The sequence below is a fragment of the Nocardia sp. CA-128927 genome, from assembly GCF_050955855.1.
GTDB lineage: Bacteria > Actinomycetota > Actinomycetes > Mycobacteriales > Mycobacteriaceae > Nocardia.
Map to the genome: position 1 here is coordinate 5,845,965 of NZ_CP192087.1, position 15,106 is coordinate 5,861,070.

The 15,106-nt window shown below is 64.1% G+C and carries 13 protein-coding genes; 2 read left to right on the plus strand and 11 right to left on the minus strand.

From position 1 onward, the window contains the following. Positions 1-10 precede the first annotated feature (10 nt). The 5 genes from ACQPW1_RS27395 to ACQPW1_RS27415 all read right to left on the minus strand — a co-directional run bounded on the left by ACQPW1_RS27395 (position 11) and on the right by ACQPW1_RS27415 (position 6,003). Entirely contained in the window at positions 11-1,537 is a 1,527-nt protein-coding gene (locus ACQPW1_RS27395; RefSeq protein ID WP_433654447.1) for an ABC transporter substrate-binding protein, read from the minus strand. Between the two features lie 132 nt (positions 1,538-1,669). Continuing rightward, positions 1,670-2,686: a TauD/TfdA family dioxygenase gene (locus tag ACQPW1_RS27400; protein WP_433654448.1), complete on the minus strand. Its 1,017-nt coding sequence runs from the start codon at positions 2,684-2,686 to the stop codon at positions 1,670-1,672. Between the two features lie 15 nt (positions 2,687-2,701). Beyond that, positions 2,702-3,976, minus strand: a complete 1,275-nt coding sequence (locus tag ACQPW1_RS27405) for a hypothetical protein (protein ID WP_433654449.1) — start codon at positions 3,974-3,976, stop codon at positions 2,702-2,704. After that, positions 3,977-5,569, minus strand: coding sequence for an NAD(P)/FAD-dependent oxidoreductase (locus ACQPW1_RS27410; RefSeq protein WP_433654450.1), 1,593 nt, complete (start codon positions 5,567-5,569; stop codon positions 3,977-3,979). A gap of 2 nt (positions 5,570-5,571) precedes the next feature. After that, positions 5,572-6,003 (minus strand): hypothetical protein, encoded by a 432-nt coding sequence (locus ACQPW1_RS27415; protein ID WP_433654451.1) that lies wholly within the window; start codon positions 6,001-6,003, stop codon positions 5,572-5,574. 214 nt (positions 6,004-6,217) lie between these two features. On the opposite strand from ACQPW1_RS27415, the gene panC reads away from it, so the two are divergent. Together panC and ACQPW1_RS27425 are read left to right on the plus strand one after the other, a co-directional pair. Continuing rightward, a complete protein-coding gene (gene panC / locus ACQPW1_RS27420; protein ID WP_433654452.1) occupies positions 6,218-7,120 on the plus strand; it encodes a pantoate--beta-alanine ligase in 903 nt (300 codons plus the stop codon). A gap of 28 nt (positions 7,121-7,148) precedes the next feature. Then, positions 7,149-8,132: a hypothetical protein gene (locus ACQPW1_RS27425; RefSeq protein WP_433654453.1), complete on the plus strand. Its 984-nt coding sequence runs from the start codon at positions 7,149-7,151 to the stop codon at positions 8,130-8,132. Between the two features lie 64 nt (positions 8,133-8,196). On the opposite strand, the gene ACQPW1_RS27430 is transcribed toward ACQPW1_RS27425, so the two are convergent. The 6 genes from ACQPW1_RS27430 to ACQPW1_RS27455 are packed head-to-tail and all read right to left on the minus strand — an operon-like array spanning position 8,197 to position 15,101. Then, a complete protein-coding gene (locus tag ACQPW1_RS27430; RefSeq protein WP_433654454.1) occupies positions 8,197-8,946 on the minus strand; it encodes a LuxR C-terminal-related transcriptional regulator in 750 nt (249 codons plus the stop codon). A 23-nt stretch (positions 8,947-8,969) separates the two neighbouring features. Then, entirely contained in the window at positions 8,970-10,397 is a 1,428-nt protein-coding gene (locus ACQPW1_RS27435; protein WP_433654455.1) for a cation:proton antiporter, read from the minus strand. A gap of 58 nt (positions 10,398-10,455) precedes the next feature. Further along, a complete protein-coding gene (locus ACQPW1_RS27440; RefSeq protein WP_433654457.1) occupies positions 10,456-10,932 on the minus strand; it encodes a PaaI family thioesterase in 477 nt (158 codons plus the stop codon). Continuing rightward, complete coding sequence (locus ACQPW1_RS27445) at positions 10,929-11,738, minus strand: alpha/beta fold hydrolase (RefSeq protein WP_433654458.1); 810 nt, start codon at positions 11,736-11,738, stop codon at positions 10,929-10,931. The genes ACQPW1_RS27440 and ACQPW1_RS27445 overlap by 4 nt, the downstream gene beginning before the upstream one ends. Continuing rightward, a complete protein-coding gene (locus ACQPW1_RS27450) occupies positions 11,735-13,507 on the minus strand; it encodes a long-chain-acyl-CoA synthetase (RefSeq protein WP_433654459.1) in 1,773 nt (590 codons plus the stop codon). The genes ACQPW1_RS27445 and ACQPW1_RS27450 overlap by 4 nt, the downstream gene beginning before the upstream one ends. A 25-nt stretch (positions 13,508-13,532) precedes the next feature. Then, on the minus strand, positions 13,533-15,101 hold the full coding sequence (locus ACQPW1_RS27455; RefSeq protein WP_433654460.1) for an NAD(P)/FAD-dependent oxidoreductase: 1,569 nt from the start codon (positions 15,099-15,101) through the stop codon (positions 13,533-13,535). Positions 15,102-15,106 lie beyond the last annotated feature (5 nt).

The window sequence follows — 15,106 nt, forward strand, 5'->3', positions numbered from 1 at the left end:
AACACCTCCGTCACTTGGCGACCGCGAGCTTGGTCGCCGGGAACCGGTTGTTGGTCTCGTGCTGCGGGACCCCGTACATCCCCTTGCGCACCACCGTATTCAGCTCGACCAGGAACAACCAATCGCAGGGTGCGTCCTCGGAGATCTGCCGGGTCATCTTCTTCAGCAGGTCATTGCGGGCGTCCTCGGTCTCCGCGGTCAGTGCGGCCTTGTACCACTGCTGCACCTGCGCGTTGTTGTAGCCGAAGTAGTAATCGGCGCGGGCGTAGTTGTTCACGTCGTGTGCTTCCGCGTGATTCACCACGCTGAGCTCGTAATCGTGATTCTTGTACACCTTCGACAGCCAGGTCTGGAATTCCACCGAGCGGACGTTGAGCGTGATGCCGACGTCCTTGAGGTTGGAGACGAGGACATCGCTGAGCGCGGTGACGTAGTGGTTCGGGAATTCCAGGGTCAATTGCAGGCCGTTGCCGTAACCCGCGGCCGCGAGCAGCTTCTTCGCGTTGTCCGGGTTGTATTGATCGATCGAGGTCAGGTCCTCGTACCAGGGATCCTGCGGCGGCACCGGTCCACCGATCTGGATGCCCGCGCCGATCGCCTTGATGATGGCCTTCTTGTCGAGCGCTTGCCGAATGGCATGACGCACATCCGGATTCGCGAAGATGGGGTTGGCCTCGTTGAACGCGAGAGTGTATTCGTCGGTGCTGTTGCCGCGCAGTATGTCGAACTTGTCGTTGCCGGTGAACGCTTGCAGCAGCGTCGGATCGGTCGCGGTCTGGATGTCGGTCTGCCCGGTCAGTTCGGCGTTGTTCGCGGTATTCGGGTCGATGATGTAGTGGAATACCACCTTCGCCACCTTGGGCGCCGGACCCCAGTAGCCGTCCACCCGGGACAGCGTGAGGGTGGAGCCGCGGTTCCACTGGGTCACCCGGAACGGCCCGGAACCGTTGTCCGCGCCGTCGAGGGCGGCGAAGTCGGTGCCGGTCTTGTAGACGATGCCACCGCGCTGGGTCAGGTTCCACAGCAGGTTGGTGTCGCGCTGCTTCAACTTGATCGTCACGGTGGTCGGGTCCGGCGCCGCAACGTCGGCCACGGCGGTGAAGTCCTGCGCGCGCAACGACTTCGAGCCCGGCGCGGTCACCTGCTGCAACGACCACACCACGTCCGCCGACGTCAGCGGCGCACCATCGTGGAACTTGGCGTTCTGCACCAGATGGAAGGTGTAGCTCAGGCCGTCGGGCGTCTGCTCCCACGACGTGGCCAGCGCGGGCACGATCTTGTCCTTGGCGTTGCCGTCGACGGTGACCATGCCCTGATAGACGTTGTCGAGCAACGCCTGGTCGAGCGCGACGCCCGCGGTGGTGAACGTGTTCAGGCTGACGGGTTCCAGCGCGAATCGGACGTGCGCGGTGGCATTCAAGTTCAGCTGATCGTCCGGTGGCGTCGCGGACTGGGTCGCCTTGCTCGCGTCCGATCCGACCTCACCGCCGGTCCCGCACGCCGCACTCCACAGGCAGACCGCGAGGGTCAGCGCCATCACAGCAATCGGACGAGCGCGCCTCACATTACGCTCCCGACGGTGCGAACGATTCTACGAGCCTGCAATTTGGTTCTCCTGACCTCAGTTCGAGGCTGAACGAGCGAGACGTACATCCTACGATGCCGCCGTTCAGCGAATCTGCTTCTGCGGCATACCCTCACGGAACGCCGCGTGTCCTGACGGCGGGGTCGGCGCCCCGAACGGGTTGAGCCAGACCCGCAGCAGTTCGCGGGCGACCTGATCGCCATCGACGAATGCGGTGCGGGCGTGCACGATGACGTTGTTGTTGAGGAATTGGATGTCACCGGGATTGATCCGCATGGTGACCTTGTTCTCCGGTCGGGCGGCGATCGCCTCGAAGGTCTGCAGCGCGAGCCGTTCGGCCGCGGACATGTCGAGGTCGAATCGTTCGGTCGCCGACTCCATGAAGTGCCGGACGTAATAGCGACAGGTCAGCCTGCCTTCGTGCCATGCGTACACGGAATTCCGGTAGTACGGCCGTTCACCGTCGAGCTGTTCGTCGCGCCGGTCGTAATAGAATCCGGCGTAGTACAGGCCGAGCAGCTCCCGATGATTTCGCAGCAGCTCGTTGTGGATGGTGACCGAACTCGCGAGGCTGCTGTATCCGCCCTCGCCCGCCGAACGCAGGCAGAGCAGCCCGACGATATCCGAACTGTCGGTATGAAAAGGGAGCGCCTCGTTGGTCTGGTAGCCGCGGGTGGCCGCGTTCAACAGCCCGCCGTTGCCATAGTTCTTGACCTGCACGATGATTTCGCCGCGGCCGTTCTGCCGCACCGCGGGTCCGAGGTGGGCGCACAGCCCCCAGTACATGAGTTCGATATCGGAGCGCGGGATGTCGGTGGTGATGGGAAAGCCACTCAGCACCGCGAACCCGCGGCCGGAAACGAGCGTACCGGACACGGCTTCGAGTTTTCTGGCGAGGTTGTCGAGCGGGAAATCCGCGCGGGTGATGTCACCGAGTGCTTTGCCCGTGCGCCTGGCGTGCTGCAATGCCGCGAACAACTCGCCGATATCGGCGGAGGTCAGTTCGGTCGTCCACTGGGCCGGGTCGGTGAAGTCGCTGCTCTGCCAGGCGGCCGGGCCGGTGATTGCTTCGGTGCAGATGGGAGACGATGCGGTAATCATTTCGTTCGATCATTCCTATCGCGAGCGTAGGTACGTTACCAATGGGCGCCTGTCGATACCGGCGGGAATCGTCACGTCCGATCCCCTGCCGTGCGCGCAGGTCATCAGCAGTTCCAGTGCGAGATCGCGCTGGACCATGCTGCCGCCCATGCCAACCACCGCGGGCAGTACGGAAACCAGTTGTCGCACTGCTTGTTCTGGGTTCGATTGGCAGTAATACAGAAAGCTTTCGGCCACGCCGACCGCGGTGCGCCGGGTGCCGGTGAACTGTGTCGCCATATCCGTTGCGTCCGCGCTTATCTCGGTCGCGAGCTGCTTGGCCAGCTCGTGTCGATCGGCACCGATGATCGCCAGCAGGACGTGCAGGTCGACGAAGGCGGAATTGGAGGCGTCGCGGATCTCCAGCGCCTTGTCGGCGACGGCGGTGAAGTCGTCCGGCCCCGCGATGCCCGCCAGCCGAAGTCGCCACAGCAGCGAAACCGCGTCACTGAATTGCATTGCCGAGCACTCCGTCGCCAGCACCCCGGTGACCTCGTCGGTGAGTCCGGTCAGCGCGTCGCGGTCGGCTTCGGCCATCGAGTTCAGGGCGTGGTGCCAGCTCAGATGCGTACGCAGCAGGCAACTTTCGGAGTTCCACCGGACGCGCGTCGAGGACAGCAGCTCCGAGACGGCGCGGTTGTCCCGGGTCTCGAACAGTGCGTGCGCACAGGCGTGGACGGCCCACGGGTTGTCGTCCGGGGCCAGGGACAGTGCTCGGCTGCCCGCGGTGTACGCCTTGGCGAACTCGTTGTTCTCGCCGTAGGCGAAGGCGAGCATCGCCAGCAGGTACGGGTAGGTGTCGGTGGCGCCCTCGGTCAACAGCGGGCTCGCGGTCAGGCGGGCGAGTAGCGTTTCGGTCGCACCGGTCAGGAAGTCGACCTGATGCCCGGCCGCCAAAGCCAGTTCGTCCGTGGGGAATTGCTTGGAGATTTCCAGCAGGGTGTCCCCGGCGGCACCGTATGCGCCGCGCAGCAGGTGCCGGATCGCGTCGAGATGCGCGGATTCCACGACGGATACCGCGGTGGGGTCGATGCGGCGCAGGACGTCGACCACATCGGTCGGCGGCCGCACGCCGCCCAGCAAATACAGATAGGCGCGCAGGATCACGATGATGGGTTGTTCGGATTCGTCGCGATCCAAGCCGTCCAGCGAAGTCACCATGGAGCGGTCGAATCTGAACAGTCCGCTCAGAGATCCGGACACCGCTGCGGCTACTCGGTCGCTGTACGACGACACGGCTATTGCATTCATCTACACCTGACCTTCTGACACGGGAAGTCCACCGAGGTAGAGCTCGCGGATGCCGGGGCGCGCCTTGCGGGCCCACGCGATAGCGCTGTCCACCTTCGCCATATCGATGTCGAAGTAGGGCTGCGACATGTCCGTCAGGCCGAACGACGGCGGCACGAAATCGACGTCCGCGAACAGCTTTTCGAACTCCGACACCGCCGAGTCGATGCTGATCCGCTTGGTCCAGTACGAATCCATGATCTGACCGGACTTCAGGTAGAACGCGTCGATGAATCCGTCCAGCCCGGCGCCGGGCGCCACATCGATCTGCGGATTCTTGTCGTCGCCCCGAGCGGCGGCGAGGGCGGTGACCTGACGCAACCGGCTTTCGGTGCGCATGGTGCCGGTCACCTGATTGACCTGCCACACCCGGAACCACGCGTTCCAGAGCCGGTAGTCGGTGAACGACCGGAAGGCATTGCCGACGATGAAGTCGTTCTCTTTGATCAGGCTGGACTGCATCTGTTCGATGTCGTCGAAGGTCTCGGGGGTGAAGCCGCCGCGGAACCGGTCGATCAGCCGCTCGGCCAGCCGATCCACCACGACGGCGGTGTTCTGCATGCCGCGGGAGAACAGCGGATCGATGAATCCGGCGGCGTTCGAGGTGAGGCACCATCGGTCGCCCACTGTTTGTGTGGCGGAGTACTGCAGCCTGCCCGCGCTTATCCATTCGCGGGCGTTTCGCGCCTGTTCGAACTGTTTGCCGATCTCCGGGTAGGTCTGCAGGAAGTCGGCGAAGGCTTGTTCGGGATTCTGCTTGGGCGTCTCGTCGCCGTCATCGATGCGCCAGGTGATCCCGACGCTGCACAGCGGGTTGGACGATTTCTCGGTGTTGTCGAACGGGATGACCCACATCCAGCCGCCGTCGAAGACGTGATGCAGTGTGCCCGTGTGCCATTGGCGGGGCGCCCGGATGGCGGTGATGTCGTCGAACGGGGTTACGCCGGTCATGTGGGTGAAGATGGACTTCGACTCGGTGCGCAGGCCTTCGGTGGTCCGCAGGCCCAGCAGTGCCGCCACCGGCGAGCCGCGGCCGCCCGCGTCGACGACGTAGTCGGCCGAGATCTGTGTTCCCTCATCGCCTTCGAAGGTCACGCCCTCTTCGGCGATGTCGAGGCGACGGGTGCCGACACCCTCCAGCAGGACGGCGCCGTAGTCGCGGGCGCGCAGCGCGAGCCAGTGATCGACGTCCGCCCGGAACAGGTGCGACTCGGTCTCGACTATCTCCGACAGCGGGAACTGATGTGCTCGGTCGGCGATGCCACCCGGTTCGTGATAGATGAAGCCGAAGTTGTTCTTCATGCCGCAGGTGCCGACCGAACCGATCAGATTGTCGAACGACGAGAGCACGGCCAATTCCGGCACACCGTATTTGATGCTCATCAGTTTGTAGAGCTTCGAGGTGTTCGGAATGGTTGATTCACCGATGGCGAATCGTGGATGCCTTTTCGGATCGACCATGCAGGTACTCAATCCGGACGCTTGCAGGCACAGCGAAAGCGAACTGCCGGAAAGCCCGGATCCCAATATCAGAACATCGAATTTCCTGGGCACCGCTACTCCTCTTCGACCGATCCTCGGCGGAGCGGAGTTTGCTGATGATATTGCATTAACCAACGATTGTTGCGGCGGGTATACACCGTCGAAATGGCCGCATAGATGCCGTCGAGTCCGACTCGCTTCTGATACATCTCGTAAAAGACGATATGCGCATCCGGACCCAATGCGCGCTCATGGAATTCGAGGATCTGATAAGTCTCGATCGGCGGCGCGCCGGCGACCGCGTTCAGCGTGATCTGCCGAGACAGCGTCGCATGCGGGGACGGCACCGCCAACACCGCGTCATCGACAAGGACGCTGTCGTAGAATTCCGCACCCTTACCGGCACTCAGCGCCCGCCATTGCTGAAATTCGATTTCGGCCGGACTCGGATCGGCCGGATTATCGCCGACCGAATTACTGGCGTTTTCTTGCGCTTGTGTGACCATGAGCACCCGTCTAATTCCCGCGAGGAGACTGCCGGGCCGCCAGGCCCTCCTCTGGGCCGCCGATAGTTTATCTTCCGTCAAGAACAGTAGCACGGTTCGCGGGCGGCCTGCAACAGTTCTGGAGTTGTATAGAAGGACAAATGATGATTCATCAACAAACTATTCATGATTCCGTCAACAGCTGCGTTGTCGACGACGTTCGGGTACGGTCGAGATGGCGCGCCGACACGCCATCCCAGCTGCCGAAGCGCACTCGGAGAAAACAGGAGGGAGAATCCGAACATTGGTTGTCCATCACGATCCAGCAGCCATGTCCAGCGTATCGCTGAAACTGCGTATGAGTGGCCGAGAGGTGGCACTCGTCCCGACAATGGGAGCCTTACACGCCGGCCATCTGGCTTTGGTCGAACAGGCCAAGGAAATAACGTCCGAAGTCATTGTCTCGATTTTTGTCAACCCATTACAATTCGGGGCGGGCGAGGATCTCGATCGCTATCCGCGAACGCTGGACGCCGATCTCGAAATGCTCCGCGAAGTCGGTGTGGATGCGGTGTTCGCACCGTCGCCCGCTGGCATGTATCCGAACGGCCCCCGAACGACGGTGGTTCCGGGCCCGCTCGGCACCGAACTCTGCGGTGCGACCCGACCCGTGCTCTTCGGCGGAATGCTCACAGTAGTGGCGAAGCTCTTCCAGATCACCAGGCCGACGGTCGCGTTCTTCGGCGAAAAGGATTACCAGCAGCTGGTTTTGATTCAGCAGATGGTGCGGGATCTGAACTTCGATCTCCGGGTGGTCGGCGTGCCGACCGTTCGCGAACCGGATGGATTCGCGATGTCCTCCCGCAACCGATTCCTGACTGCGGATGAGCGGATATCGGCCATCGCGGTGCCGACTGCGTTGCAGGCGGGCGCGGGCTCAGGCGATGCGGGCCCCGAGGCGGTACTCGGCGCTGCGCGCGCGGTGCTCGATGCCCACGAAGACATCCGCGTCGAGTATCTCGAATTACGGAACCCCGATCTCGGCCCCGCGCCGACGTCGGGCCCGGCCCGGCTATTGGTCGCGGCACACGTCGGCAGCACCCGGCTGATCGACAACATTTCGTTGACCCTGAAATAAAGTTCATGAGATGTGAAACGGAAATACAATGAGCACCTGCATGTTTCTCCTCGACCGGCAGCATGATCGATTCGTGGTCATCGAGTCCCGGGACGAGTCGGTATATCGACCACACGGTTTCGAAGCGGCCCGGAAACTCGGGCTGGAGCATCGTTTTTCGTATGGACCGCAATGGCACGCCAACCCGATTCTCCGTGATCGGGTCTGGACGATTCAGGCCGCCACCAGCCCCGCTTTGGCCGATGTCGTCAGTGGGCTCGATATCGATGGCGGATCCTGGCTCGCCTTCCATCGCGGCACCGGCGTTTACGCCCGGATTTTCGCCGAAGCGCCGACCGGTGCCGAATTCGTCTCGCCGAGCGGTCTGCCGATAGATTGCGCGACCGCCGATTCGGCGCAGGAGGCCGTCCAGCTTCTCGAGAAACGATTGGTCCCGGCTCTCGGCGGCTCCGGGAAAATGCCCGGATTCACCATGTTGATCGCCGATTCGCAGGACGCGTTCGTGGTCGCGTTCGACGGTCGCGATTCCGTGACGGCGACCGCCGTGACCGACGGCCACCCGCACGTGCTCACCGCGACCGGTCCGGCGGCCGACGATGAATTCGGCAAGCGCCTGCAAGATCAGGCGGAGGGCACGCAAGCCCCCTCGGCGAAACTGAGCTCGTGGGCGCCGTGGCTGTCGGTTTATACCGGCGCTGCCGCCGATGCGCCCGATTACACGGACGAGCGTTGGCTCGCCAGCACCTATTCGGCTGTCCGTCCCCCGTACCGCGACACCGCCGACTCGAACAGATACAAGAATGTCGCACTCTTTCCAGTGACCGATCCTAGCCAGGCGGCCTGGACGAAGAGCGTCTCGATATACTCTGCCCGAAAGACCGGGGCGGAGTTGTTCGCGTACAACGAGCGGCAATTGTTCGAATACCAACCACTGCCGACCGATGTGCGTCGCATGGGCTTGCCGACGACACCGGACGACTTCTTCGTCGTGATCGCGAACGAGAATTCCTGAGCTGAGGCGGCCATGCCGATCCGTTCGGTCGCATCGGCGCCCCGGTAGCGATCGCGCTGATCGGCTACCAGTCGCCATTGTCGAACTCCGCACGGACGGCGGCCACCGCGGCCTCGATACGGTTGGTCACCTTCAGCTTCGCGAGAATGCGGCTGACGTATTCCTTCACCGTCTCCGGGCTGATGAACAACCGGGAGCCGACCTCCCGGTTGGACAGCCCGTCCACCACCAGCCGCAGGATCTCCCGCTCCCGCTTGGTCAGCGTCGAAAGACGCTGCCGCACCTCGTAATCCAGCCCGACACCGGGCCGGACCCGGGCGGAAAGGCACTGCCGCACTTCATAGTCCATCGCCACCTCGGCGTGCACCCGATCCGGCTGCGGTGCCATCGCCAGCACCGCACCCGAGATCAGCACCTCCAGCACCTCCAGCACCGCGAACACCCCGCGGTCCATCGCCACCACCGCGTCGACCTGGTCGATATCCGCCTTGGCCGCACCATGATCCACCAGCAGCGTGATCATCGGCGCATGCTCCAGTTCGCGCAGCCGGGCCACGGTTTCGGCCAGACCGGCCAGCCGCGCCACCGAGGCATCGAGGACGACCACGTCGGGCCGCCAGCGCACGGTCCGATCGACGACCTCGCGCCAGGCACAGGTACCCGCCAGCGCGAAACTCTCGTAGAGCGCCACCGCATCCTCGAAATCCGTTCGGGCGAACGGCAAATCAGAGGCGAGCAGGAGTGTCCGCGGTTGGAGCACACCGGAATTGCGCAGCTCGACCCGGCGCCGACGGCCGTTGTGGAGCTGGTTCACCTGATCCGATCCGAACCCGACTGTCATGGCGGACCATCGGCCACATCGACACGAGAGTTGCCCAGCACCTTCTCGGGTGTCCGGGGTTCGTCGTCCCCAGACACGCGGGCCGCTTCGCTCTCGGCCGTTCGAGGCTCTTCGCCCGACGGCCCGAAGACGATGCCGTTCTTCCAACCGCTGCGCTCGAACAGCCGCATGATCGGGGTCGCCACAAAGGTCGTGACGATCGCCATCAACGCGAGAACCGTGTACAGCTGGCCGGTGATCAGGCCCGCGGTGAGGCCGATGTTGAGCAGAATCAGCTCCATCAATCCGCGCGCATTGGCGAGGGCGCCCATCGCGCCTGCTTCCCGCCAGCTCATCCCCTGCCACCGGGCCGTCAGTCCGATGGCGCCGAACTTGCCCGCGAAGGACACAACCATCACCACGACCGCCACCGCCAGCACCTTCGGCTCGAATATCAAACTGAGCTTGGTATTGAGCCCCGAGTAGATGAAGAACCCCGGCAGCAGCAGGTAGGCGACCAATGGTTCGAAACGATCACGGATAGTGTCGAGCAACTCGCCACGCGGCATCACACAGCCCGCCACGAAAGCCCCGAACACCGAGTAGATGCCGACGTAATCGGTGAACCAGCTGCCGAGCAGCACCACGATCAGCACGATCACCAGCGGCGTAACCGGCAGGCCGCCAGTGCGTTCGCCATCGCCGTCGCGGGGTTTCCAGGTGTTCAGTCGCACCAGGAAGCGCCGCACGACGACGGTCATGAACACCAGATAGCCCAGGCCACCGCCGATCGCGAGGAAGGCGCCGGACATACTGTCCTTCGTCGTGGCGACGACCGTGGCCAGCAGCACCCAGGCGCAGGCGTCGTCGAAGGCCGCACACGACAGCGACATCGTGCCGAGGCGGGTGTTCAACAACCCTGAGGCGTGAATGATCCAGGCCAGCATCGGAAACGCGGTGATCGCGACCGCCGACGCGACGAACAACCCGCCTTGCACCGTGCCGACTTTGCTCGTGAAGTAGTCACCCTGGCCGACCATCCACCAGCCGAGCAACCCACCGAGCACCAATGGGACACCGATCCCCGCGGTCGAGGTGGCTCCCGCCTTGCCCAGGTGCGACCGGAGAATCTCCAGCTTGAACGACGCACCCACCAGGAACATGTACAGCACCAGACCGAGCTGTCCCACAACGTAAATGGCGGTGAGATTCGGGTGCGTAATCGTCTCCGCGCCCACCTTCAGGGTGGTCGGAAACAGCCACTCCTGCGCGGACGGCCAGACCGCGCCGAGCACAGATGGCCCCAAGACGAAGCCGGCGGCCATGATCGCCACCACCTGGACCTGCCCGAGCCGCCGGAACACCGGCCAGAGCAGACGACAGGTCACCAGAATGAACGCGACCTGCAAGAAGAAATGTGTCGTGACTTCGAGTAATGAGGGCATCGCTAACCTCGCTGAGGTAAAGCTGTCCACCTTCGCCGGGCGAAGGTGGACAGTCGGGCTACGGGGTTGGCATCGCTAGTACTTGCACGGTGGATCGCGCCGTCGCCACCAGCTTGTTGTCCTCGGTGTATGCGTCCGCGTCGAGATAGATGGCCGTTCGTCCGGCTTTGCGCACGGTGGCGATCAACCGCAGCCGTTGTCCCGGAAACGTTTGCCGCATGAAATGTGTGGTCAGCTCGAGCGTGGTCGCCGGACCGCGTGCGGTCAGGATGCTGAGCGGACCGATGAGGTTGTCGAACATCGCGGTAATGAATCCGCCCTGCACCAGGCCGACGGCGTTCGCGTACTCCGGCGGTGCCACCGCTGTCGCGGTCAACGACTTGGCAGGCACGTACTCCTCGAACTGCATGTCCATTGCCTTCGCCGACGGCGGCGGCAACTGGAGGGTGACGCCGGGCGGGGTAAAGGTGCGAAAGAGCTCGATCGTGTGCTCGAGCACCTTGTCGTGCCCGTGAATCGTTGCGTCATCGCTCATTTGGTGGCTCCTCCGTTGCTGCGACTCTGTTCCGCCGCTGTCAGAAATGTTTCCAACATCGTGTTGAACCCCGGCGCATGCTGGACGGCATGCCCCGCACCGGGCAAATGGGCCCGCTGCGCATCGAGGCGCGCGGCGATGGCGTCGCACACGCGCTCGAGCGCGGGATGGTGATCGCCCGAGAAGACCAGCGTCGGCACGCCCGCCTCGGTGATCGTCTCGAACCGCGGCTTGGCCTCGCGCGGGGAGCGAAGCTTGCGGCCCATGTCCATCGCCTCGCGCACGTCGTCGCCGACGTCGGCGAGCATCTTCGGATCGACGCCGGCCACCGCGAAGAACTCCTTCTCGGCCTCCTCGTCGTCCGCGCTCTCGGCGAAGCGATCCGACAGCAACGCCAGTTCACGCACGACTTCGTCGTCCTCGGCGGCGTTCCACAGCGGTGCCTCGATCAGGGTCAGCGATCGCACCAGGTGCGGCAGTCGCTCGGCCGCGATGATGGCACCGAGGCCGCCGTACGAGAAGCCGATGAGATGTACGCCGCCGGGGATTTCCTCGATGAGCGCCGTCAAGTCGTCGGCGTCGGCGAGGAAGTCCTGCCACGGCGCGGCGGGGCTCGGCGAGAAGCCCCGGCGGTTCGGCACGATCAGCGACCAGTTGGCCTCGAGATCCCGCTGCGCGGCCCAGGTCATGGGTGCGGGCATGCCGCCGTGCACCAGCACGATCGGGGGCCCGGTTCCAGACTTCTGGATTGCCAGGGGTTCGGTGGCCGGCGAGTCCACCGGGTCGAAAGTTCCTTCTAACGTCATAGCCTCTCGGTTCCTTCCAGAGTCATTGCTCTCTCCTCGGCCCGAACGATGGCTTCGTAACGCTCCGGCGTCAGCTCCTGGTAGGTGCGATCCCCCGCGTCACGCACATAGATGGGCTCCCCTCCCTGCGGCACGAAACCTTCGCGCTGCAGCACCAGTTTGGACAGTTTCAGCGTCGCGGTCGTTTCCAACGAGGGGCGAACTCGTACGAAGACCGGTCGTGCGTAGGGCGGCAACGCCGCATCGAGATGTGCGGCCAGTGCCTCGCCGTCGAATCGAACACCGTCGGCGAGCACGACAGCCGCCATTCCGGCGCGGCCTTCCCGTCCCGGCACCGGCACGCCATACACGCTGGCCGAAGTGATGCCGGGCCACCGCACGAGCTGCTCCTGCACCTCGGTGGTCGACACATTCTCGCCCTTATAGCGAAAGGTGTCGCCTATACGATCCACGAAGAAAAGATTCTTCTTGGCATCAATACGGAACACGTCGCCCGTGTTGAACAGCGCGTCGCCGTCGCGGAAGGCGTTCGTGACGACCTTCGCGCGGGTGGCCTGCTCGTCTCGATAGCCGCCGAACGGTGTCTTCTTTCGAATCGGCCCGAGCAGCACCCCGACTTCGCCGGGCCCGCTGTGCACCAGCCGCCCGTTCTCGCGAACGAAATCGTCTCGCTCGAAGTCCCATTTCGCCAGCTTGCCGCCGAGGCGCAGCTTGCCGACCGACCCCACCTCGCCGGACAGATTGATCGTGGCGATATTGCCCTCGGTGGACGCGTACATCTCGACGATCCGCGGTATCGCGAACCGAGCCTGCACCGCGGTCCAGACATCGGCCTGCATGCCTTGGCCGACCATCACCCGGACCCGATGCCCGCCGTCCCGGTCGCCGGGCGGGGTGTTGACCAGGTACCGGCACATCTCACCGATGTAGTTGAACCCCGTCGCGTCGAAACGGTGCATATCGTGCCAGAACGCACCGGCCGAAAACCTGCGCCCGAGCGCAAAGGTGCATCCGTGCGTAAGAACGCTGGACAGTGCGATCACGAGCGCGTTGGTGTGGAACAGCGGAAGGCAGTTGTAGATGACATCGGTCGGTTCGAGCCGCCAGGCCAGCGCGCCGGTGACCCGGCCGACGCTGGTCAACCGCTGATAGCTCATGACGGCGGCCTTGGGCAGCCCGGTCGTTCCGCTCGTGAAGATGTAGGCGCCCGTGTCACCGAGGGTGTGCTCGGTCGTCTCCACCGGATCGGTGGACGTCGCACTCTGCACGAACCGCAGTAGACCCTGCGCGTCGCCGACGGGCACCTTCCGGTCCTCGTCCACCCGGCACCGCGCGATCAGTTCGTCCGCCACGCGGTCGCGGACGGCCTGGAACGCGGGCAGGCACTCCGAACCGACAGTCATATGGTTCGCGCCGCACACCGACAGTGCGTGCGCGAGACCGTCACCGCGGGCCCTGGTATTGACCAGGGCCGCAACGACTCCGAGCTTTCCCGCGGCCAGATAGTGCCAGACGAACTCCGGCCGGTTCTCCATGAGCAGGGCGAGGACGTCCCCCTTGCGGACGCCCGCCGCCCGGTAGGTATGCGCGATCCGGTTGACGATGCGATTGGCCTGCGCGTAGTCGAACTGCTGATCCTCGTAGAGCAGGAAAGGACGCTCCCCGTGGCTCCTGCTTCTACGCTCGAGCTCGACCGCCAGCGTTCGGTTCGACCCGGCACTTTCGAGCAGCCCCCGGGCGAGGGTTCCGTACGACTGGATTCGCGTCAAACTGCACCTCCTCGTGCTGTCGGGCCTACACCTTGAGTGCTGCCTCGGCCGGACCCCGTTGTGGCAGGTCCACTCGCGCGGCGATCTCCTGCTCGAACGAATTCGCCCAGGACTCCAGCCGATCGACATTGCGGCGCATGTCGCGGAAGGTCTGGTCCGCGGTCTTGTCGGTGAGCAGATCCAGGTGCAGCTGGGCGCAGATGGGCACCTTGCTGTACTCGACGAACAGATACTTGTCCGGCTGCGGGGCCTGCGCCGCGAAGGCCCGCAGGTTCGCCTGCATGCGCGACTGGATGCCGAAGAACCTGCTCGCGATCGGATGGAACTCGGCCGCCGCGTCCGGGCTGGTGAGCAAGCCGCGGAACAGCATCTGCGAGGGCAGCGCCCAGTAGAACGACGTATCCCACATGACCTTCGTGAACATCGCCGGTGCGTGCCCGAAGATCTGGTAGTTGTCGTGGTACATCTGCAGGTAGTTCGGCCACAGATCCTCGAGCAGCAGCCGGTTGTAGGACTGCGCGACGTCCTCGGTCAGCCTGCCCTTGCGGTCGAGTTCGATCATCCGCGTCGTCATGGTGTTCGTGTAGGCGATGTAGTCCGAACCCGGGCTGTAGAAGGCGTCGAGGAAGACAGCCGCCTCACCGACGCACGCCCACCGATTCGCCGAGAAGGCCTGCGTGGAACCGTAACTCGCGTTCCGCAGCACCAGGAAGTCGAGCAGCTCGGCGTTCTCGGTGAACTTCGCCAGCGTCGGCTCGTACTCGGCGATCCATTGCCGCGCTTTCGTTTCCGTCGAGTACGTCTTGAACGGGTGGATACGCTCATCGGTGACGATGCCGATGCTGGTGTTCCCGGACGACAGCGGAATCATCCACACCCAGTAGCCGGTACCCATCAGGTGATTGGTGGAGAACCACCGGCGCTCTTGGGTTTTCGGCATCCACGTCGGACTCGTCGGCTGCGCCATCTTCTCGACGTCGTACTCGCCCTTGAGGCGCCACCAAGCCGCGTTGATCTTGTGCGGGCTCGGGGTGCCGAGGCCGAGCTTGCGCTGGATCAGCTTGCCGCGGCCCGAGGCGTCGGCGACGAAACGCGTTCGCACCGAACGCTCGCCGACGCCGGCGATCTCGTAGGTGACGACGTGATCGTCGTCGCCCTCCGCGAGCTCGATATCGATCACCTTGGCCTGCTCGATCAGGTCGATGCCGAGATCCTTTGCGCCGCGGCGCAGATCGCGCTCGAAGATGCCGCGGTCGATCTGATACGACGGCACGCGGGCGAACCGCCGCGCACCGATCTCGGGCCGCGCCTCGAACGGCCCGTGCTGATCGCCGAAGAACAGGCGCAGGCCGAGCTTGTGCAGGTGCTGCTTGTTGAAGTATCCGGTGAGGCCGAGCTGCTCGGTGAAGTAGTGCGCGCCGCCCTCGACGGTCGCCTCCCCCACCTTGTAGGCGCCGTCCGGGATGTCACCACCGGTCCGTTCCAGCACCAGCACCGTGAGGTCCGGCATGGTCCGCTTGAGCTGCCGCGACAGGGTCAATCCTGCCAGGCCGCCGCCGCACACCACCACGTCGTAACGTTCGATCGGTTTCATTGTTT